Annotated in this window: 21 protein-coding genes and 1 pseudogene; 14 read left to right on the top strand and 8 right to left on the bottom strand. The window is 71.4% G+C overall.

The window, feature by feature from the left end; all coding sequences use genetic code 11:
• The first annotated feature begins 21 nt into the window (after positions 1-21).
• Positions 22-489: a DUF2000 family protein gene (locus tag ACGFZL_RS13200; protein ID WP_393691156.1), complete on the top strand. Its 468-nt coding sequence runs from the start codon at positions 22-24 to the stop codon at positions 487-489.
• An 8-nt stretch (positions 490-497) separates the two neighbouring features.
• Here the strand turns inward: ACGFZL_RS13200 and ACGFZL_RS13195 are convergent, their stop codons facing one another.
• Entirely contained in the window at positions 498-1,757 is a 1,260-nt protein-coding gene (locus tag ACGFZL_RS13195; protein ID WP_393691154.1) for an MDR family MFS transporter, read from the bottom strand.
• A gap of 154 nt (positions 1,758-1,911) precedes the next feature.
• On the opposite strand from ACGFZL_RS13195, the gene ACGFZL_RS13190 reads away from it, so the two are divergent.
• A complete protein-coding gene (locus ACGFZL_RS13190) occupies positions 1,912-2,673 on the top strand; it encodes a phosphoglyceromutase (RefSeq protein WP_393691152.1) in 762 nt (253 codons plus the stop codon).
• A gap of 86 nt (positions 2,674-2,759) precedes the next feature.
• Here ACGFZL_RS13190 and ACGFZL_RS13185 read toward each other — a convergent pair whose 3' ends face one another.
• On the bottom strand, positions 2,760-3,545 hold the full coding sequence (locus ACGFZL_RS13185; protein WP_393691150.1) for a GntR family transcriptional regulator: 786 nt from the start codon (positions 3,543-3,545) through the stop codon (positions 2,760-2,762).
• A gap of 108 nt (positions 3,546-3,653) precedes the next feature.
• On the opposite strand from ACGFZL_RS13185, the gene ACGFZL_RS13180 reads away from it, so the two are divergent.
• A complete protein-coding gene (locus ACGFZL_RS13180; RefSeq protein WP_393691238.1) occupies positions 3,654-4,061 on the top strand; it encodes an NUDIX hydrolase in 408 nt (135 codons plus the stop codon).
• Between the two features lie 54 nt (positions 4,062-4,115).
• Positions 4,116-4,307: pseudogene (locus ACGFZL_RS13175) on the top strand (ATP-binding protein); the annotation flags it as partial.
• A 2,105-nt stretch (positions 4,308-6,412) separates the two neighbouring features.
• Here ACGFZL_RS13175 and ACGFZL_RS13170 read toward each other — a convergent pair.
• The gene (locus tag ACGFZL_RS13170; RefSeq protein WP_393691148.1) at positions 6,413-6,742 is read right to left on the bottom strand and encodes a hypothetical protein; all 330 of its coding nucleotides are present in this window, start codon (positions 6,740-6,742) and stop codon (positions 6,413-6,415) included.
• A gap of 175 nt (positions 6,743-6,917) precedes the next feature.
• Here ACGFZL_RS13170 and ACGFZL_RS13165 point away from each other — a divergent pair, with 175 nt between their 5' ends.
• Positions 6,918-7,682, top strand: a complete 765-nt coding sequence (locus ACGFZL_RS13165) for a helix-turn-helix domain-containing protein (RefSeq protein ID WP_393691146.1) — start codon at positions 6,918-6,920, stop codon at positions 7,680-7,682.
• Positions 7,683-7,701: 19 nt separating this feature from the next.
• On the opposite strand, the gene ACGFZL_RS13160 is transcribed toward ACGFZL_RS13165, so the two are convergent.
• Positions 7,702-8,343, bottom strand: coding sequence for an HAD family hydrolase (locus ACGFZL_RS13160; protein WP_393691144.1), 642 nt, complete (start codon positions 8,341-8,343; stop codon positions 7,702-7,704).
• A 117-nt stretch (positions 8,344-8,460) separates the two neighbouring features.
• On the opposite strand from ACGFZL_RS13160, the gene ACGFZL_RS13155 reads away from it, so the two are divergent.
• Positions 8,461-10,452, top strand: coding sequence for a TerD family protein (locus tag ACGFZL_RS13155; RefSeq protein WP_393691142.1), 1,992 nt, complete (start codon positions 8,461-8,463; stop codon positions 10,450-10,452).
• A 19-nt stretch (positions 10,453-10,471) separates the two neighbouring features.
• A complete protein-coding gene (locus ACGFZL_RS13150; protein WP_393691140.1) occupies positions 10,472-10,933 on the top strand; it encodes a hypothetical protein in 462 nt (153 codons plus the stop codon).
• On the opposite strand, the gene ACGFZL_RS13145 is transcribed toward ACGFZL_RS13150, so the two are convergent.
• The 3 genes from ACGFZL_RS13145 to phoU form a co-directional block, all read right to left on the bottom strand.
• On the bottom strand, positions 10,927-11,271 hold the full coding sequence (locus ACGFZL_RS13145) for a hypothetical protein (protein ID WP_393691138.1): 345 nt from the start codon (positions 11,269-11,271) through the stop codon (positions 10,927-10,929). The genes ACGFZL_RS13150 and ACGFZL_RS13145 overlap by 7 nt on opposite strands.
• Before the next feature lie 14 nt (positions 11,272-11,285).
• On the bottom strand, positions 11,286-11,759 hold the full coding sequence (locus ACGFZL_RS13140; protein WP_393691136.1) for a hypothetical protein: 474 nt from the start codon (positions 11,757-11,759) through the stop codon (positions 11,286-11,288).
• A gap of 83 nt (positions 11,760-11,842) precedes the next feature.
• Complete coding sequence (gene phoU / locus ACGFZL_RS13135) at positions 11,843-12,535, bottom strand: phosphate signaling complex protein PhoU (protein WP_355172450.1); 693 nt, start codon at positions 12,533-12,535, stop codon at positions 11,843-11,845.
• A 227-nt stretch (positions 12,536-12,762) separates the two neighbouring features.
• On the opposite strand from phoU, the gene ACGFZL_RS13130 reads away from it, so the two are divergent.
• Both ACGFZL_RS13130 and ACGFZL_RS13125 read left to right on the top strand, forming a co-directional pair.
• Positions 12,763-14,007, top strand: a complete 1,245-nt coding sequence (locus tag ACGFZL_RS13130) for a sensor histidine kinase (RefSeq protein WP_393691133.1) — start codon at positions 12,763-12,765, stop codon at positions 14,005-14,007.
• Positions 14,004-14,684, top strand: a complete 681-nt coding sequence (locus ACGFZL_RS13125; protein WP_004929857.1) for a response regulator transcription factor — start codon at positions 14,004-14,006, stop codon at positions 14,682-14,684. The genes ACGFZL_RS13130 and ACGFZL_RS13125 overlap by 4 nt, the downstream gene beginning before the upstream one ends.
• 97 nt (positions 14,685-14,781) lie before the next feature.
• Here the strand turns inward: ACGFZL_RS13125 and ACGFZL_RS13120 are convergent, their stop codons facing one another.
• Complete coding sequence (locus ACGFZL_RS13120) at positions 14,782-15,417, bottom strand: DUF461 domain-containing protein (RefSeq protein ID WP_393691130.1); 636 nt, start codon at positions 15,415-15,417, stop codon at positions 14,782-14,784.
• Between the two features lie 619 nt (positions 15,418-16,036).
• Between ACGFZL_RS13120 and ACGFZL_RS13115 the strand changes: the two genes are divergently transcribed.
• The 5 genes from ACGFZL_RS13115 (at position 16,037) to ACGFZL_RS13095 (ending at position 20,003) form a co-directional block, all read left to right on the top strand.
• Positions 16,037-16,519, top strand: a complete 483-nt coding sequence (locus ACGFZL_RS13115) for a CarD family transcriptional regulator (RefSeq protein WP_003953493.1) — start codon at positions 16,037-16,039, stop codon at positions 16,517-16,519.
• A gap of 264 nt (positions 16,520-16,783) precedes the next feature.
• Positions 16,784-17,545: a 2-C-methyl-D-erythritol 4-phosphate cytidylyltransferase gene (ispD, locus tag ACGFZL_RS13110; RefSeq protein ID WP_393691128.1), complete on the top strand. Its 762-nt coding sequence runs from the start codon at positions 16,784-16,786 to the stop codon at positions 17,543-17,545.
• Complete coding sequence (ispF, locus tag ACGFZL_RS13105; RefSeq protein WP_393691126.1) at positions 17,535-18,068, top strand: 2-C-methyl-D-erythritol 2,4-cyclodiphosphate synthase; 534 nt, start codon at positions 17,535-17,537, stop codon at positions 18,066-18,068. The genes ispD and ispF overlap by 11 nt, the downstream gene beginning before the upstream one ends.
• A gap of 127 nt (positions 18,069-18,195) precedes the next feature.
• Entirely contained in the window at positions 18,196-19,719 is a 1,524-nt protein-coding gene (locus tag ACGFZL_RS13100; RefSeq protein WP_393691124.1) for an amino acid adenylation domain-containing protein, read from the top strand.
• Between the two features lie 80 nt (positions 19,720-19,799).
• A complete protein-coding gene (locus ACGFZL_RS13095; protein WP_355171313.1) occupies positions 19,800-20,003 on the top strand; it encodes an MbtH family NRPS accessory protein in 204 nt (67 codons plus the stop codon).
• Positions 20,004-20,082: the final 79 nt, after the last annotated feature.

Here is a 20,082-nt window from a genome sequence, read left to right as displayed (position 1 = left end):
CCCGGCCGCCAGTCTCACCGTATGAACGACACGAGCCCCGCCCCCGCCGCGGCCCCCGCCCCCACCGCTGAAGCACCCGTCCGCTTCGACACCAAGATCGCCGTCCTGCTCCGCGAGGACCTGGAGACCTGGCAGCGCCTGAACGTGACCGCCTTCCTGGTCAGCGGCCTGGGCCGGGAGTTCCCCGAGGTGATCGGGGAGCCCTACGCGGACGCGGACGCGGTCGGTTACCTGCCGATGTTCCGCCAGCCGGTGCTGGTCTTCGAGGGCACGAAGGAGCAGGTCAGGACCGCGCACGGCCGGGCCCTGTCCCGCGCCCTGCCCCGCGCGGTCTTCACCGCCGACCTGTTCGCCACCGGCAACGACCGCGACAACCGGGCGGCGGTACGGGCCGTCCCGACCGCCGACCTGGACCTGGTCGGGATCGCGGTGTACGGGCCGAGGAACGCGGTGGACAAGGTGCTCAAGGGGGCGCGGATGCACCCCTGACCGGGCCGTCAGGCGGTACTGGCCTCGGCGGCGGGGACCACCGGTGCGAGCGTCGCGGGCGCCGGCTCCGCCGGGAGGCGCCGCATCAGCACCCCGTACCCCGCCCCGGCCGCCGTACCGACCACCGCGCACAGCCCCCACAGCCACTCCGCGCCCCAGCGGTCGATGACGAAGCCGGACATCAGCGGGGCGACGAGGGCGGCGAGGGACCAGGAGAGCGTGTAGACGCCCTGGTAGCGCCCGCGCCCGTGCACGGGGGAGAGGCTGACGACCAGGCCCGTCTGCGTCGGCGCGTTGACGATCTCGGCCAGCGTCCACACGCACACGGTCAGCGCGAAGACGCCGACCGATCCCGCGAACGCGGTGAGCCCGAACCCGTACCCCGCGAGCAACGAGGACACGACGAGCAGCCGGCGCGGATCGCGGTGCTCGATGAACCGGGTCACCGGGATCTGGAGCACGACGATCAACAGCCCGTTGACGGCGATGGCGAGGCCGTAGTCGGCCGGCGCGAACCCGGCCGAGCCCATGGCCACCGGCAGTCCGACAGAACCCTGCTGGAAGACGACGGCGACGAGGAAGGACAGCCCGACCACGCCCATGTACCGACGGTCGCGCAGCACGGTACCGAGCGAGACGGGCACCTCGTCGACCGACTTCTCCTGCTGCTGCCGGGGCCGCGACTCGGGCAGCTTGACGAAGACGACGACGGCGCAGACCAGCGTCATCCCGGCCTCGATCAGGAACCCGGCGAGGTAGCTGTACTCGGCGATGAAGCCGGCGGCCATGGACGACACGGCGAAGCCGAGGTTGATCGCCCAGTAGTTGAGGGAGAAGGCCCGGATACGGTCTTCCGGGCGCACGATGTCCGCCATCATCGCCTGCACGGCGGGCCGGGAGGCGTTGCTGGCCATGCCGACCAGGAAGGCGACGGCGGCGATGGCGACCGGGTCGCGCACGAAGCCGAGCAGCGCGACGGACAGGGCGGTGGAGGTCTGCGCGATCAGCAGCGTGGGCCGGCGCCCGAGCCGGTCCGCCATGACGCCGCCCGCGAGCGAGGAGACGACGCCGCCGAGCCCGTGCAGCGAGGCGACGAGCCCGGCGTAGGAGGCGGAGTACCCGCGGTCCAGGGTCAGGTACAGCGCCATGAAGGTGGCGACGAAGGCACCGAGCCGGTTGACCAGGGTGGAGGTCCACAGCCACCAGAACTCACGGGGCAGCCCGGAGACGGACTCGCGCGTGGCGCGCCGCAGGGCGGTGACGGACATGGAACCCCCGGGGTAAGTGGCTGAGCGGGCGAGCACAACTTACGAGTCGGGAGTCTCCGGGGACCACTCGTTTAACACTTCCCGTCAATCCGTCAATCGTCCAGGGGTCGACCACTGGCGCTGCGGGCCACGGTCTTGGATTACGCTCGAAGCCATGGCCGACGCACTGTACAAGCTGATCCTCCTCCGCCACGGCGAGAGCGAGTGGAACGAGAAGAACCTGTTCACCGGCTGGGTGGACGTCAATCTCACCCCCAAGGGAGAGAAGGAGGCGACGCGCGGCGGCGAGCTGCTCAAGGACGCCGGCCTGCTCCCCGACGTGGTCCACACCTCCCTCCAGAAGCGCGCCATCCGCACCGCGCAGCTGGCCCTGGAGTCCGCCGACCGCCTCTGGATCCCGGTCCAGCGCAGCTGGCGCCTGAACGAGCGCCACTACGGCGCCCTCCAGGGCAAGGACAAGGCGCAGACCCTCGCGGAGTTCGGCGAGGAGCAGTTCATGCTCTGGCGCCGCTCCTACGACACCCCGCCCCCGGCGCTGGACCGCGACGCGGAGTACTCCCAGTTCTCCGACCCGCGCTACGCCACGCTCCCGCCCGAGCTGCGCCCGCAGACGGAGTGCCTGAAGGACGTCGTCGTCCGCATGCTCCCGTACTGGTTCGACAGCATCGTCCCCGACCTCCTCACCGGCCGCACGGTCCTCGTCGCCGCCCACGGCAACAGCCTGCGCGCCCTGGTGAAGCACCTCGACGGCATCTCCGACGCGGACATCGCGGGCCTGAACATCCCCACGGGCATCCCGCTCTCCTACGACCTGGACGCCGACTTCAAGCCCCTCAACCCGGGCGGCACGTACCTCGACCCGGACGCGGCGAAGGCGGCGATCGAGGCGGTGAAGAACCAGGGCAAGAAGAAGTAGCCCACCTCTGCTCAGCGAGCCCCTTGCCTGCGGGTTCTCCGCTGGTAGGGGGCTTGTTGCTACCTCTGGGGCGTCTGGGGCGCCGTTCAGGTTGCCGGGAGCTGGTAGGCGAGGACGTAGGCGTCGGCTGCCATCACCGTGTCGCAGACCTCCACGGCCCGGCCCTCGGTGTCGTAGGCGGTGCGGACGAGATGGATGACCGGCACGCCGGGGGCCAGGCGGAGCGTGCGGACCTCATCCGGTGAGGGCATCCGGGCGCGGATCTCCTCCTCGAAGTGGTCGAGGCGGTGGCCCAGCTCTTCGAGTCGGGCGTAGATGCCGCCGGGTCCGGGGTCGGGCTCGGCGATCGGGGTGCCGCGGGCGATGTCGAGCGGCAGGTAGGAGGTGGCGAACTCGACCGGGCGCCCGTCGAGCAGATACCGGCGCCGACGCGCGAGGACCCGCCGCACAGACCCGAGCCGCGTGGAGACGTCCTGGCTCGCCTTCTCCTCCTTGACCTCCAGGCTGTCGACCTGGGGATGGCTGCCGGCGGCGTCGGCCTCCGCGATGAACGCGGACTTGCCCTGCTCGCGGTGGCGGCGGGCGAAGCGGTCGGAGGCGAGCCGCCGCACGGGCGGCCGAGGCCGGACGAAGACACCCCTGCCGTGCTCGGCGTGCACCAGGCCCTCGCCCGTGAGGATCGAGAAGGAGTTGCGGACCGTCATCCGGGAGACCCCGTAGTGCTCGACCAGCTCGGCCTCGGAGGGCAGCTTCTCGCCCTCCCTGAAGCGCCCACGACCGATGGCCTCGCGCAGTTGGTCGGCGATCTGCCGGAAGACGGCACGATCGCTCGTGGGGTCCAGAGCGCCGAGAGCGTTCGAGAGAGAGCCCACGATGACTCCTTTAGATATCTAGACGAGTGGGTGAGTGTTGTCGCTAGGGTGGAGAGCCTAGCCAGCCGAGAGGTCACGAGGAACGTGAGCAGTGAACGCCCGCACTCCGTGAGCGTCGCCGGAGTCATCGTGGACGACGACGGCCGTGCCCTGCTGATCAAGCGCCGCGACAACGGCAAGTGGGAGCCCCCGGGCGGCGTCCTCGAACGCGAGGAGACCATCCCCGAGGCCCTCCAGCGCGAGGTCCTCGAAGAAACCGGCCTCAAGATCGCCCTCCCGGCGACCCTGACCGGCGTCTACAAGAACATGACGGGCCTGATCGTCTCGCTGGTCTTCCGCTGCGAAGCCGTCGACGGCACCCCCACCACCGGTGACGAGACCCGCGCCCTGCGCTGGGCCACCCGCGAGGAGATCACCCAACTCGCCGACGAGGCTTACGCGATCCGCGTCCTGGACGCCCTCGACGCGACGACCCCGCCGGCCGTCCGCGCCCACGACGGCGTGAAGCTCGTCTAGCCCGAACCCGCTGCACATGGCGGCCCACCAGCATGGAGGTAGTTGTATGGACGAGTGTATGAGTGGACCTCGGTCTGGGGTCTCAGTTGCCCGGGACTACCGGAAGAGGTGAGCCGGGCCCGCCGCTGGACCCGCGACGTCCTGCGAGGCTCGCCCCTGGCCGAGGACGCCGAGCTGATCGTGAGCGAACTGAGCGCGAACGCGATCCTCCACACGGCAAGCGGCCAGGCGTCCGGCAGCTTCCATGCGAAAAGTTTGGGGCTCGAAGAACTTCTGCTGCCAATTCTTTACTTCAATGTGCCAGAACTCAAAGAAGCGGACGGTGCAGACGAGGTAGTGGCTCTGGTGGCCCAGCGTCAGTATGAAGACTGGACAAAGCTCCGACTTGAGGACGAGGATTCACCGGCCTATAGGAAGGCGGTGAATCGACTAGCGGTCCGCCTTGTCGAAATTCTCGAAAGGACCGCAGACGTTGAGCCCCCTCCAGTCACCCTGACCGAAGATGCGGATCCAGATGATGAACCAGGAATGTTGGAGTTGATGGCCAACGCAGAAACGGCTTTGCCCAGCTGGGCGAATGTGATGGAGCAGTTCGGGGAAACTGCGCAGGAGATTGGCGAACGGGTTATCCTCGCACATGACGAGATGACTGAGGCGGATGCCAGGGAGGCAGGCTTCGCCGGCCGACTCCATATCGCTCAGGCACTGGCTGAAGAATTAGAGGAACCGGTAGACAAGATGGGGGAGCTCGGCCGTCAATACTCTGCCGACCTCTTGGCCGTCGACCCAGGAGTTCTGGGCATCATTCGACTTGTGGAGGCTGAGGGGATAACGGCCGAGAATGCTGATCAGGTGCGGGAATTCTTCGATACGGTAAAAACCACTGCCAGGCAAATCCGCAATATGGTGCGAAGTGTGCGGGAATTTTCTGAATCGCTCGATGGAATGTCAAGCCTGAGTAAGTCTATGCGTGCACTAGTAAAGAAGATGCGAGCATCCCTGCAGGCGGTCGTGGATGGTCAAGCTGTATTGGATGAGTGGGAACGCCGCATCGACGAGGTCTCTGGGCTGATCCATAAATCACAACCTGACCAGTCTGTGACCGGATGATAAACAAACCGCCTGACGCTACTCCCGTGCCACATTGCCGGCGAGCGTGCCCTCAAATGCCTGCAGCTTCCCAAGCTGAGGGCGCGAGCTCGGATGCCGGCGCCCCGCACCTAGCTGATGACCAGCCCTGTGATGCCGAAGGCGAGTGTGAGGACGAAGCAAATCAGACTCACTGCCGTCGCAAGATGGGGGACCTCGCCAGTTCGACGGAAGTTGGACATTATTGCCGTTAGACCAGAAGGCGCAGGTCGCGACGATGACGGCTGGGATGAAGAGTGGCGTGCCGTGACACACATATGCGGCGCCCACTGCCAGCCCAACGAGAACTATCAGCACTTTTCCCCCTGCAGTTGCGTGGGCTCCCCAACCCCGCGTGGTGGTCACAGAGTAGGGAAGTACCGGGCAGTAGTGACCGGCTTCTGGCAGACGCGCGCGAGATTGGTTCGCCCGGGCGCCCGTGGGCCGTCCGAGGTCGTTCGCCAGTGGCCAATGACGACCAACGACGACCACCAGGCGCACGAGCCAACCGCCCCTGACCAGCAATAAACCGAGCTCTCCAAGATCCCAGGCAAGACCCAGGGCAAGAAGAAGTAAGCCTGCACGACCAGACCCCCTACCGGCGGTTCGCCGCCGGTAGGGGGTCTGGTCGCATCCACCCGGCGTCGCGGATGCCTCGACGCTGACCGCCCAGACCGGGGGAGGGCAGCACGTGCCGGTCGGCGGCGTCTGTCTCATCGCTGGTCAGGAATCCTTCGACGACCGGCGCCAGTTCGTCGGACAGTGCATGGCACCGTCAAACGGCAGCGTGTCGCGGGTCACCGACCCCGTGGGGCAGCGGAATTGGCCGACCTCCGGGTCGTGCCACACGTAGAACATGGCTACCCCGGTGAAGCCCAGCGTGTGGATGCAGCCCCGCATGGCCGAGGCGGTTCCTTCAAAGGGTGGCCACCACGTCGGAGACGGACAGGACAGCGACCGTCGGCCCTCCTCCGCCGCACCAGCCGCCGGGTATTCGTCTCACATTCCTTCGGGCGGTCAGCCGGTTCCAGTACCAGGGGTTCGTCCGCCACTTCGGCGATCCAGGTCAACAGCACCACGGCAGTATGCCCGCGCAGTCCGCCTCTCCGGAGTGGATCGGCACGGCTCGGGACACACGCGCACCGTTGCCCCGGGGCCGGAGGCGGAGTGGATGTCGTACGTCTTCGGCTCGCCCTCGATGAGCTCGCCGCAGCAGTCGCACCTCACGCGCGGCGCCCTCCCCGTACGAGTCGGTACAGGGCCCGGCTGGTCTCGCAGAGCTCGGGGGCGTCCGCGCACTGCTCGCAGAGCGGGGCGTGGTCGAAGAGGGCGCGGTGGGCGTGCTCGGCGGCGTGGCGGCGGCAGGCTCGCGGCCACCAGCGGCCGGCGGGGCCGGTTCGCTCGCCGAGGTCGACGGCGTCCTCGTTGGTCAGTTGCTCCGTTCCCCAGACGCACACGGCGCCCCGGATCTGATCCGAAGTGAGGCGCGGGAAGGGCGGGAGGGTGAGGGCCCTGACCTCGGTCGCTTTGCTGGGTGGTACTCCTGCGGTCACCGTCGACTCCTCGCGTGTGTGCGGTTGTCGAGGCTTCGAGCGCACGACATTCCGCTACGGATCACACTCCCCCCGTCGCTCACCGTCACGCGATGTCCTTTCGGGCGTCGCTGGGGCGACCCTCTGGGCGTCATTTCGGTGTCATTCCCCGCTCGCGACGGCTACCGTCGATCACATGGCAACTCCGAACGGCAACCTTCGAGCGGTCCGCATGGGCCTGCTCATGTCGCAGGACGACTTCGCCCGCGCGCTCCGCGACGCCGGGCAGCGCGCCGGGCAGCCGAACGACGCGTCGAAGCGGCTCGTGCAGCGCTGGGAGTCCGGCACCACGGCCGCGCCCCGACCGGTCTACGCCCGTGCGCTGGAGACCGTGACCGGTCTTCCGATCGAGAGCCTTGGCTTCCCGCCGCAGCCGCTCGCCCGGGTCTCCGGGGACGGACGCGGCGGCCACGACCTCGTGGGCTCGCCCGTCGGCACACCCACCGGTGGCACGTCGCCCAACCCGCAGACCGCGCCGCGCGGCAATCACACCGGGGTCTGGCTGTCCACCTACGAGTACGTCTCCAGCGGGCGCGGGGACCAGGTCTTCACCGGCAAGCACTACGTCGTGCTGCTCCAGCACGGCAACCGGCTCACCGGGCGCAGCCTGCCGGGTGCCTCGCTGAACCCGGACAGCCCTCTCACTCTCGACCTCCAGGTGGAGGGCAGCACGGTGACCGGCACCTGGACGGAGCAGACCGCCCCCGACGGCTACTACCGCGGCGCCCGTTACTTCGGCGCCCTCCAGTTGCTGGCCGAGCCGACCGGCCGTCGTATGGCGGGCAAGTGGGTCGGCTTCGGGAAGGAGTTCGACGTGAACACCGGGCCGTGGGAGCTGCGCCTGATGGACACCTCCACGGCGAAGGCGACGCTTGCCGAGTACGACCGGCCGCCTGAGTGAGGCCCAGGTGGTGTGCCGGCTATGCGCGGAGCAGGCGGGGGAGATCTGTCAGCCGGTCGATTCGCCAGTCCGCGGTCGCGGTGACGTCCGGTGCGTCGGCCCAGAGGTACCCCCATGGGCCCCGGCGGAGGTGTGCCGTCCGGAGGCCCGCCGCCGCTGCGGGGAAGATGTCGTTCGCCGGGTGGTCGCCTACGTAGAGGGTCTCCGCCGGAGTCGACTGAGCCGCCTCGATCACCTTTCGGAAGAACTCCGGCTGCGGCTTCGCCACGCCCCACTCGCCGGAGGTCGCCACCAGGTCCGCCGGTAGGTCGAGGGCCCGGAGGAGTTCGCCCGCGCGGGCCGTCTGGTTTCCGGCGACGATCACGCGGGCCCCGAGGGCGCGCAGCTCCGTCAGGGCGGGGCGTACGTCGTCGTACAGGTCGCTCTCGTTGAGGTGCTCGCCGCGGCCCGCCGCCTCCCGGGCGCGGTACTCCGCGGCGATGTCGATGCCGGGGCGGGCGAGGTGGAGGGCGGCGGCGTTGTCCTGGCCCCGGGCGACCACCGCGCCGACGAGCGCCGACACGGTGTGGCGTGGGATGTCGAGCCAGTCGGCCCACGACGCCCAGTAGCGGTCGTCGCGGACCAGGGTCTCGCCGATGTCGAGGACGACGGTGCGCAGCATGGGAGCGACGGTATCCGCGCGGGCGAGTTCGTGGAGCGCGTGTGCTCGCCATGTACCCAGGGGCTAGAGTGCCGCCTGTGCCGGGAATGTGCGGCACGTCACACCGGGGGGTGGGATATGCACGAGCTGAGCAAGGGCGCCAACGTCGGGCTGGCGAGCCTCAGCGAGAGTGTCGACAGCGTCATCGTGAGTCTGCGGTGGGGCAGTCAGAGTGGTGAGGGGGATGCCGATGTGTCCGTCCTGCTGCTGACGGGGGACGGGAAGGTCCGGGGGGACGGGGACTTCTACTTCTACAACAACCCCGTCGCCGCCGACGGCAGCGTGCAGTTGCTGGGCAAGACGCCCACGGGCAGCGGCAACGAGGACCGGATCGGGTTCGATCTCACCGCCGTGCCCGAGGACATCACCCGCGTCGTGATCGCCGCCAGCCGGTACGGGGACGCTCACTTCGGCGAACTGGACGACCTGGAGCTGACGTTGGCGGACGCCTCCGGCGAGACGCTGCTGCGGTTCGCGGTCGACGGGGCCGGGACGGTGAGCGCGCTCGTCTTCGGGGAGCTGTACCGCCGGGGCGGGGAGTGGAAGCTGCGGGCCGTCGGGCAGGGTTACGGCAACGGCCTGGCCGGCCTCGCCACCGACTTCGGCGTGGACGTGGACGACGCCGCCGAGCCCGAGGAGACCGCCGGCCAACGGGTCGAGGAGCCCTTGCTGGACGCCGTACCGGCGCCCCGGCCGCCCGTCGAGCAACCGGCCGTGCCGAAACGGCCCGCCCGCCCCCGTACCGCCAAGAAGAAGGTCACCCTCCCCAAGACCGCCAAGAAGTCGCTGGCCGAGAACGAGTCCTGGCGCGAGGCCCGCCTCTTCCCCGTCTCCGCGCTCAAGAGCGACCGGGACCGCGAGACGCGGGCCACCTCCGTCCTGCTGTCCGTCATGACGCAGGTCCCGGAGTTCGGCCGCCGCCTCACCGCGGCGTTCGGCGCGCCCGCCGGGCGGACGGAGACCTTCACCGAGGTCTCCCTCCCGCACGGCGACACCCCGCGCCGCCCCGACGGAGTCATCCGCGTCGAGCGGGCCGGCAAGCTGTGGACGGCCCTGGTCGAGACGAAGACCAACGGCAACGCCCTGCGCCCCGACCAGGTCCAGGCCTACATGGACATCGCCGCCCGGCGCGGCTACGAGGCGGTCATCACGCTCTCCAACGACGTCGCCCTGGAGGGCACCCCGCTGGTCGACGTCAAGACCGACGGCCGCCGCAAGCACAAGGTCGCGCTGTGGCACCTGTCCTGGGCGGAGGTCGCCCACCAGGCGCAGCTCCTCATCCGGCACGAGGGTGTCGGCAACGCCGCCCACGCCTGGCTCCTGAAGGAACTCCTGCACTACCTCCAGCACGAGAACTCCGGCTGCCACGGCTTCCAGAACATGGGCGCCGCCTGGGTCCCCGTACGCAACGGCATCGACGACGAGACCCTCTGCCAGGGCGACCCGCGCACCCTGGAGGTCGTGGAGAGCTGGGAGCGCCTGATCCGCCAGGTCTGCCTGCGCCTCGGCGGCGAGCTGGGCCAGCGAGTGCTCCCCGTGCAGCGCGCCAAGCGCGGCACCGAGCCGGCGGTCCGCCGCACCGCCCTCGCCGACCGGCTCTGCCACGAGGGCCGCCTCCAGGCCGAGCTGCGCATCGACGGCACCCCGGGCGTCCTCACCGTCACGGCCGACCTGCGCACCGGGCGGCTCCGCACCTCCATCGAGGTCCCCTCCACCGAGCAGGGCTACCCCCTCACCCGCGCCAAACGCCTCGTCCGCCGCCTCGCCGAGGCCCCCGCCGACCTGCACATCGAGACCCTGGTGGACGACGAGGCGGGCGGCCCCCGCGGCACCCTGGAACGCCTGCGCCCCGAACCCGCCGACCTCCTCCCCAAGAACGGCGCCCGGATCACCGGCTTCCGCCTCACCCTCCTCAAGGGCATGGGCAGCAGCCGGGGCAACGCGGAGTCGGGCTTCATCCGCAGCGTGGACGAGGCGGTGCACCGGTTCTACGGGTCGGTGGTGACGCACCTGGAGGGGCCGGGGGCACCTCGGGGAGCGGAGGCGCTGAGGGAGGCCGGAGCGAGATGACGGCTGGTGGGACCGGGCGATGAGTGACAACTACCTGACGGTGATACCGACCGACCCCCACTGGCAGCCCGGCGAGGAGGCGGGGGAGCGTGCCGCGGGTGTGCTGGGCGGGATGCTTCCCGACGACGACGCCCGTCGCGGCCTGGAGGCGCGGTGGCACGACGTGGTCCAGGTGGTGGACTGCGGGTCCAACCTGGAGCGGGTCCGCTGCCCGCACTGCAAGGCGGACCTCGCCTTCGACTGGTGGGGCGAGGCCGTCTCGGAGCGCTACGAGCGGGACTTCCCCACGCTCCTCGCCACCGTCCCCTGCTGCGGCGTCGACACCTCGCTCAACGACCTCGCCCACGCCTGGCCGATGGGCTTCGCGCGCTTCCGCGTCGAGGTGCTGTACCCCGGCCGGGCGTGGCTGACGGACGCGGAACTGGCCGCCGTGGCGGAAGTTTTGGGGCATCCGGTGCGGCAGATCCTCAGCCACTACTGAAGTCGCCCCCCGGCGAGGTCGGTGGTGTCCGCGGGCGGTGGCGGCTGCACGGTCACCGGCCGGTTCACCTCCAGGAAGGTGATGGTCAGATCGAGGGGGCCGGTGGCGGCGCGCAGGCGCAGGCGCCTGGTGCGGTGCTCGTCGTCCGTCCAGAGGTCCACGGTGAGTCGCTCGTCCACGCGCAGCAGGATCAGCTGGTCGAGGAGATCGACCAGGTGTTCCTCGGCCGCCCCTTCGACGGTGGGGCCCTTCAGGGCCCGCAGCCCGTCTCCGGTGACCGTCCCCCGGTAGTGGAAGGTGCCGGTGCCGTCGATCGTCTCCCGGCCCGTCCCGCGCACGTCCCGGGAGGCGGTCAGGAACGTGGACTGGAGGACGGGACTCGCTTCGAGCTGCGTGGCAGCACCCCGTAGGACCTGTTGTCCAGGCTGCCCCGGCCCCACACCCCCGGCTCGGCGCGGACCCACGTCCGGCCGGCCGCCTTCCCGGGGGCGAGGGCACCCGCGTCGGCGTACATCGCCCCGTCGACGAACCGCACCTCGCCCGGTCCCCGCCCGCCGAGGGCGGTCAGCCGCATCACCATGGCCGACGGCCGCGTGCGCAGGGACACCTCCGCCGCCACGGCTCCCTGTCCGGGCACCGTGCCGGTGACCCGGTAGCGCAGCGAGGTGATGCCCCGGGCGTACCGCTCCGCCCCGGCCACCGCCGCCTCGGGGGTCTCCCCAGGCGGTCGCGGGGAGTCGTGCGCGGAGGTGCCGCTCCCGCACGCGACCCCTCCCGCCGCGAGCAGCACGACGGCGAGCGCCGTCCGAACCCCACCACGCGCCATGGAAGAGCGCACCGGTCCCCCCGGGTCGTCGCGACGCCGGCACCGGCGTCAGGACGGCCACCGTACCGGTGGTGCCGGTGAGGTCAACCCGCCTCCGGCGGGGACACCGGCTGGATGTCCGCCGCCTGGAGGGTGTCCGCGTGTTCGCCGGTGACCAGGTAGACGACGCGCTTCGCGACCGCGACCGCGTGGTCCGCGTAGCGCTCGTAGTAGCGGCCGAGCAGGGTGACGTCGACCGCCGTCTCGATGCCGTGCTTCCAGCGGTCGTCCATCAGGTGCTGGAAGAGGGCGCGGTGCAGGAGGTCCATCGCGTCGTCGTCCTGCTCCAGCTGGAGGGCGAGGTCGACGTCCTTGGTGATGATGACCTCCGCCGCCTTCGCCATCAGGCGCTGCGCGAGCTGGCCCATCTCCAGGATCGTGGCGTGCAGGTCGCCGGGGACCGCGCGCTCCGGGTAGCGCAGCCGGGCCAGCTTGGCCACGTGCTGGGCCAGGTCGCCCGAGCGCTCCAGGTCGGCGGACATCCGCAGCGAGGTGACGACGATCCGCAGGTCGGTGGCGACCGGCTGCTGCCGGGCCAGCAGGGCTATCGCCCGGGCCTCCAGGTCGTGGTGGAGCTCGTCCACCTTCCGGTCGGCCTCGATCACGTTCTCGGCGAGCTTCAGGTCGGCGTCCAGGATCGCGGTCGTGGCGCGTCCGATCGCCGACCCGACCAGCCGGGCCATCTCCACCAGACCGTCGCCGATCGAGTCCAGTTCCTCGTGGTACGCGTCCCGCATCAGGTTCCCTCTCGTACGTTCGGAGCGGCAGCGGTGCCGGGAAGCCGGTGCCGGGAGGTCCCCGGAGCCGGGCGCTGCCCACGCTGCCACGTTCCGGCTCGTACGCGTCCGTTTCCGGCATCCGAAATGAACCATCCCTGGCTCCCAGGTGAACTCTGGGCGACGAGTGTTCGAGGTCGCACCCGGATGGCTGGGGCGGGACCGCGCCCCGTGCCTAACCTGGTCGCATGGACGTGAACGCGGCGCTCGCCGCATCGGCCGCGATCGCCGGGGTACTGACCGGTGTCATCGCCATGCTGGCGTTCCGCTGGAGCGAACGCGACCAGAAACGCCCCACCCGCACCTCCCTGCACACCGACCCGGTGCTCCCACCCGGCGTGGACACCGTCCTGTCGGTGCTCCGCTCCTCCGCGGTCGTCCTCGACGAGGCCGACGCCGTGGTCAAGGCCAGCTCGGCGGCGTACGCCCTCGGCCTGGTCCGGGGCGGCCGGCTCGCCGTGGAGCCGATGCTCCAGATGGCCCGGGACACCCGGCGGGACGGCGAGATACGGCAGGTCGAGCTGGACCTGCCGAGGAAGGGGACGGGACGCGGGGAGGCCCTGGCGGTCTCCGCGCGCGTCGCGCCCCTCGGGTCGCGCCTGGTGCTGCTCCTGGTGGAGGACCTGACCGAGGCCCGGCGCATCGAGGCGGTGCGCCGCGACTTCGTCGCCAACGTGAGCCACGAGCTGAAGACCCCGGTCGGCGCGCTCTCCCTGCTCTCCGAGGCCGTCATGGACGCCTCCGACGACCCCGAGGCGGTGGAGCGGTTCGCCGGGCGCATGCAGATCGAGGCGACCCGGCTCACCAACCTCGTGCAGGAGCTGATCGACCTCTCGCGCGTACAGAACGACGACCCGCTCGACGACGCCGAGCCCGTCCGGGTGGACGAGCTGGTCGCCGAGGCCATCGACCGGTGCCGGCACGCGGCCGGGACCAAGCAGATCACCATGGCCAGCGGGGGCACCGCCGACCTGTACGTGCACGGAAACCGCGGCCAGCTCGCCGCCGCCCTGGGCAACCTGGTCGAGAACGCCGTCAACTACTCACCCGCCCGCACCCGCGTCGGCATCGCGGCCCGCCGCATCAACGTCGCGGGGGGCGACTCGATCGAGATCGCCGTCACCGACCAGGGCATCGGCATCTCCGAGAAGGACCGGGAGCGCGTCTTCGAGCGCTTCTACCGCGTCGACCCGGCCCGCTCCCGCGCCACCGGCGGCACCGGCCTCGGCCTCGCCATCGTCAAACACGTCGTCGCCTCGCACGGCGGCGAGGTCACCGTCTGGAGCGCCGAGAACCAGGGCTCCACCTTCACCCTGCGGCTGCCGGAGTCCAGCGCCTCGCGCGAGCGCGCGGCACGCGGCGCCGACACCCCTCCCGCCGTAACCATCGAATCCCCGTACGCTTCGCTTCCCGCTCCGGAGGTCCTTCCGTGACCCGTGTGCTCGTCGTCGAGGACGAGGAGTCCTTCTCCGACGCCCTGTCGTACATGCTCCGCAAGGAGGGCTTCGAGGTCGCCGTCGCGACCACCGGGCCCGACGGGCTCGACGAGTTCGAGCGCAACGGCGCCGACCTCGTCCTCCTCGACCTGATGCTGCCCGGCCTGCCGGGCACCGAGGTCTGCCGCCAGCTGCGCGGCCGGTCGAACGTCCCCGTCATCATGGTGACGGCCAAGGACAGCGAGATCGACAAGGTGGTGGGCCTGGAGATAGGGGCCGACGACTACGTCACCAAGCCGTTCTCCTCCCGCGAGCTGGTCGCCCGCATCCGCGCCGTACTGCGCCGCCGCGGCGAGCCGGAGGAGGTCACGCCCGCCGCCCTGGAGGCGGGGCCGGTGCGGATGGACGTCGACCGGCACGTGGTGACCGTCGGCGGCACCAAGGTCGACCTGCCGCTGAAGGAGTTCGACCTGCTGGAGATGCTGCTGCGCAACGCCGGCCGGGTGCTGACCCGCATGCAGCTCATCGACCGGGTGTGGGGCGCCGACTACGTCGGTGACACCAAGACCCTCGACGTGCACGTGAAGCGGCTGCGCGCCAAGATCGAGCCGGACCCGGGCGCGCCGCGGTACCTGGTGACGGTGCGGGGTCTCGGCTACAAGTTCGAGCCGTAGGCCGAGACCGGCGCCGCACGCCGGTGACGACGAGCCGAAGGGCGGGACCTCGAGAGAGAGGTCCCGCCCTTCGGCGTGGGCTGCGTGCGCTACGCGCTCACTCGCCGGTCGCGGCCTCGCCGGAGGCGTTCTCGGACGGCTTGTCCGACGGCTGGCCCGAGGGCTCCTCCGACGGCTTCCCGGACGGCTTCGGGGCGCCCGCGCCCGGCGCCGCCGGGGTCTCGCTCGGGCCCCAGGAGGAGAAGTAGCTCTCGGCGGGGACGACGAACGCGCGCAGGCTCACGTCGCCGGTCTCGCTGAAGCTGAAGGTGATCCGCTGGGCGTTGCCGTCGTTGACGGCCATGCGGCTGCTGGGCAGCACCGCGGCGGCGTTGTCCTTGCCGCCGAGCGTCAGGTAGCCGCCGGCCGGGACGGTGACGCCCTGCTGGCCCTTGGCGGGCTTCAGCTCGGCGGTCTTGTCGATGCCGTCGACGCGGATGCCCTCCAGCGTCTGGGCGGTGCGGCCGTTGTTGTACAGGGTGGCGGAGACCACCGCCGGGCCGGTCGACTTCAGGTCGGGCTGGGTGACGACGATCGCGTTCTGGACCTTGATGTCACCGACCGTCGTCGCCGCGTTGTCCGGCTTGATCTCCAAGGTCTCCGCGTTGTGACCGGCGCCGCACGCGGCGAGCGAGGCGATCGAGAACGCGATGGCGGCGGCGGCGAGTGCGCCGCGTCGAAGGCTGCTGCTCACGGCGGCGGCAACTCCTAGGACTCGAGCGAGGCGGCGGCCGGATAAAGCCGCCCTAAGTGACTGTCAGCGGCCTCAGGTTACCGAGCCGTTCCCGGGGCGCCGCACCCGACCCTCCTCCGAGCCGCCCGGCTTCGCCCGGCAGGCGGTAGCGGGGTGGTGGCCGGGCGGTGGCGGAGGACGGTGGTCCGCCATTCATATAACTCGTCGCTCGCCGGTGAACCGTCGATGCGCGAATTCTGCGCGAAGGAAATCGAGGCCCGGCGAAAATTGATCATCGGAGACCGGTCCCGACCGTCCGGGCGGGTGAGCGGTGATCAATTGCGGATTCGGCCGTAACTGTGACGCGGTCATCGAACGGAGTAACGTAAGTCGCACATCCGGAAGCGGACATACCGGGATGTTTCACCGATCGCGGTAGTCGTCGGGCGCCTGTGACGTGCGTGTTTCAGTCCGCCCGGACAGCCGCTCCCACCTGCGGATACCGTCGCGCGGTCGCCCGGCGCAGCACGTTCCTGTTGCTGTTGTCAAGCCCCGAGATATGCCCTGACCTGCGAAAACGCCATTCAGAAGACGCCGTATCCGTGTTACCCTGGATAGCCACGGAAGGGGTACCTGTCACATGACGTTCAAGGTTGGCGACACCGTGGTCTATCCCCATCACGGGGCCGCGCTGATCGAGGCTATCGAAACTCGCCAGATCAAAGGCGTGGACAAGACCTACTTGGTGCTGAAGGTCGCCCAGGGCGACCTGACGGTACGTGTGCCAGCGGACAATGCGGAGTTCGTCGGCGTGCGTGATGTGGTCGGTCAGGACGGGCTGGACCGGGTCTTCGAGGTGCTGCGCGCGCCGTATGCCGAGGAGCCCACGAACTGGTCGCGTCGTTACAAGGCAAACCTGGAGAAGCTCGCCTCCGGCGACGTCATCAAGGTCGCGGAAGTGGTGCGCGACCTGTGGCGCCGGGAGCGTGAGCGTGGACTCTCCGCAGGTGAGAAGCGCATGCTCGCCAAGGCCCGGCAGATCCTGGTGAGCGAGCTGGCCCTCGCGGAGAACACCAACGAGGACAAGGCGGAGGCCCTGCTCGACGAGGTACTCGCCTCCTGAGGCCGCCGGAGCCGCCGGAACCTCTCGGTCCGGCGCTCGGTTCAGCGCACTGAATGCCGCGGTGCCCGATGACAGCATCCCTGTCGCCGGGCGCCGCGGCATTTCGTCGTACGCTCTTGTCGCCCTGACCGCGTCGTCGTCCTGGCGTGCCGGGCCCGGGCTGCCGGCTCGACCGGTGTCACGGAAGGGTCCGGTCGGGGCGTCGCGCCCGGCACGGTGATGCCCTACCCACCCAGGCCGAGCACACAAACCTGACAGGAACCGATGTCTGACGAATCGCGTCCCGCCCCAGCGCCCCACACCCCCGCGCCCACCGCCGCGGTGATCCCGGCCGCCGGTCGGGGCGTGCGCCTCGGACCCGGCGCGCCCAAGGCGCTGCGCGCGCTGGGGGGCACGCCCATGCTGGTCCACGCGGTGCGGTCGATGGCCGCCTCGCGCGCGGTCTCCCTCGTCGTCGTGGTCGCGCCGCCCGACGGGGCCGGCGAGGTCCAGGGGATCCTCGACGCCCACGCGCTGCCCGAGCGGACGGACGTCCGCGTCGTGCCCGGGGGCGAGACCCGGCAGGAGTCCGTACGGCTCGGTCTGGACGCGCTGCCCCCCGAGTACGGCGTCGTCCTCGTGCACGACGCCGCCCGGCCGCTGGTGCCGGTGGACACGGTGGACGCGGTGATCGAGGCGGTACGGGGCGGGGCGCCGGCCGTCGTACCGGCGGTGCCGCTGGCCGACACGGTCAAGCAGGTCGCGCCGGCCGGGGTGCCCGGGGAGCCGGAGCCGGTCGTCGCCACGCCCTCGCGGGCGGTGCTGCGGGCGGTGCAGACGCCGCAGGGGTTCGACCGGGAGCTGCTCGTGCGGGCGCACGCGGAGGTGACGGACGAGGTCACGGACGACGCGAGCATGGTGGAGCGGCTCGGGGTGACGGTGGTGGTGGTGCCGGGGCACGAGGAGGCGTTCAAGGTGACGCGGCCTCTCGACCTGGTGCTGGCGGAGGCGGTTCTGGCGCGGCGGAGGTTGAACGATGGGTTCTGAGGGTTCTGAGGGTTCTGGGGGCTTTTCGGGGGCCGGTGGTGAGGTCTTGTTGCCGCGGGTCGGGATCGGGACGGACATCCACGCCTTCGAGGACGGGCGGGAGCTGTGGTGCGGGGGGCTGAAGTGGGAGGGGGAGGGGCCCGGGCTCGCCGGGCACTCCGACGCGGACGTCGTCGCGCACGCGGCGTGCAACGCCCTGTTCTCGGCGGCGGGGCTGGGGGATCTGGGGCAGCACTTCGGGACGGGGCGGGCCGAGTGGGCCGGGGCGCCCGGTGTCGTGCTGCTGGCGGAGGCGGCGCGGATCGTGCGGGCGGCGGGGTTCCGGGTGGGGAACGTCGCGGTGCAGGTCGTCGGGGCTCGGCCCAAGGTCGGGAAGCGGCGGGACGAGGCGGAGGCGGTGCTGTCCGAGGCCGTGGGGGCGCCGGTGTCCGTTTCGGGGGCCACGACGGATGGGCTGGGGTTTCCGGGGCGGGGGGAGGGGCTGATGGCGGTGGCCACGGCGTTGGTGGTGCGGGTGGGGTGACGGTGGGTCGGGCGGGGTGCGGCGCCGTTGGGGGGGGGGGGGGGGGGGGGGGGGGGGGGGGGGGGGGGGGGGGGGGGGGGGGGGGGGGGGGGGGGGGGGGGGGGGGGGGGGGGGGGGGGCGGCGTATGTGCCGGTCGATCCGTCGTATCCGTCGGACCGGGTGGAGTTCGTGCTGCGGGACGCGGGTGTGCGGGTGGTGCTGGGTGACGCGGGTGCTCTTGCGGGGCTGCCCGCGGGGGACTGGGCGTGTGTGGAGTTGGGGGACCGGCCCGAGGCGGTGGGGGAGGTGCCGGCCGCGGTGTCTCCGGCGCCGGAGGATCTCGCGTACGTCATCTACACGTCCGGTTCCACCGGCACCCCCAAGGGCGTCGAGGTCGAACACCGCTCGCTGGACAACCTCGTCGACGTCGTCCGGCAGGTCATGGACCTGCGCCCCGGCGACCGGCTGTGGCAGTTCGCGTCCTTCGGCTTCGACGTCTCCGTCGGCGACCTGGTGGCGGCCCTCACCGGCGGCGCCACCCTGCTGATCTCCCCGGGCGGGGAACGCCGGGTCGGCGACGGGCTGCGCGAGGCCATGGACGCCCTGGCCCCCACCGTGCTGTCCGTGCCGCCCAGCGTCCTCGCCGGACTCGACCCCGCCGCCCTGCCGCACCTGCGCCGGGTGGTCGCGGCGGGTGAGGCACTCCCGCCCGCCCTCGCGGCCCGCTGGAGCCGGACGGCCGAGGTCGTCAACGCCTACGGGCCCACCGAGGACACCGTCTACGCCACCAGCCACCGCTGCGACCGCGCGGACGAGGCCCCCATCGGCCGGGCCGTGCCCGGCACGACGGCGTACGTCCTCGACGAGCACGGCCGGCCCGTCCCCGACGGCGAACGCGGCGAACTCTGCGTCGGCGGCGCCGGGGTGGCCCGCGGCTACCTGGGCCGCCCCGGCCTCACCGCCGACCGGTTCGTGCCCGACCCGTTCGACGGCCGCCCCGGGGCGCGGCTGTACCGCACCGGCGACCTGGCCCGGCGCCGCCCCGACGGCGTCCTCGACTACCTGGGCCGCGCCGACCAGCAGGTCAAGGTGCACGGCCACCGCATCGAGACCGGCGAGGTCGAAGCCCGCCTCACCGAGCACCCGGAGGTCGCCGCCTGCGCGGTGGCGGCCGTCGGCGAGGGCGCCGAGCGGCGCCTGGTCGCCTTCGTGGTCCCGGCCCCCGGTCGCCCGGCGCCCAGGCCCGACGACCTCCGTGCCCGGCTCGGCGCCCGGCTGCCGGCGTACATGGTGCCGTCGGCGTTCGTGCCGCTGGCGGCCCTGCCGATCACCGCCAGCGGCAAGACCGACCGCGCGGCCCTGCCGGACCTGGCCGGATCCGCCCGGCACACCGCCCCGGCCGACGCCCCGCCGCCGGCCGCCGACGCGGACCGGCCGCCCGCCACCGAGACGGAACGCACCCTCGCCCGGATCTGGGCCGAGGTCCTCAAGGTCGACCGGGTGGGCACGGAGGACGACTTCTTCGACCTGGGCGGGGACTCCCTGCGGGCGGTCCAGATCGCCTTCCGCGCCCAGCGGGAGCTGGGGCTCACCCTCAGGCCGGTCGACGTCCAGCTCCACCCCACCGTCGCGGAGCTGGCCGGCCTGGCCGGGCCCCGGGACCGGACCTGAGCCCCGGACGCACCACGTCCACCGGGCACACCCCGCACACGGAACACACCACGTACGCCGACACCAAGGAGAAGGCCGACATGTTCGACGACGCGCTCGACCTGGAGTACAAGGTCGTCCTCAACGACGAGGAGCAGTACTCGATCTGGCCCGCCGACCGCGAGAGCCCGGCCGGATGGCACGAGGCCGGTCAGCGGGGTCCCAAGTCCGACTGCCTCCAGTGGATCGAGGCCACCTGGACGGACATGCGCCCGCGCAGCCTGCGCGAGGCGATGGACGCCTAGCCGCCCCGCCCCGCCCGCTGCATCCCGCCCCGCCCCGGGCCCCCGGCGCAAGCCCCCGACAGAAGCCACCGCCCCGAAA

The sequence above is a fragment of the Streptomyces sp. NPDC048182 genome, assembly GCF_043202555.1.
Classification (GTDB): domain Bacteria; phylum Actinomycetota; class Actinomycetes; order Streptomycetales; family Streptomycetaceae; genus Streptomyces.
The sequence above is the reverse complement of the archived record's forward strand: the minus strand, read 5'-3'. Positions and strand labels throughout refer to the sequence as shown.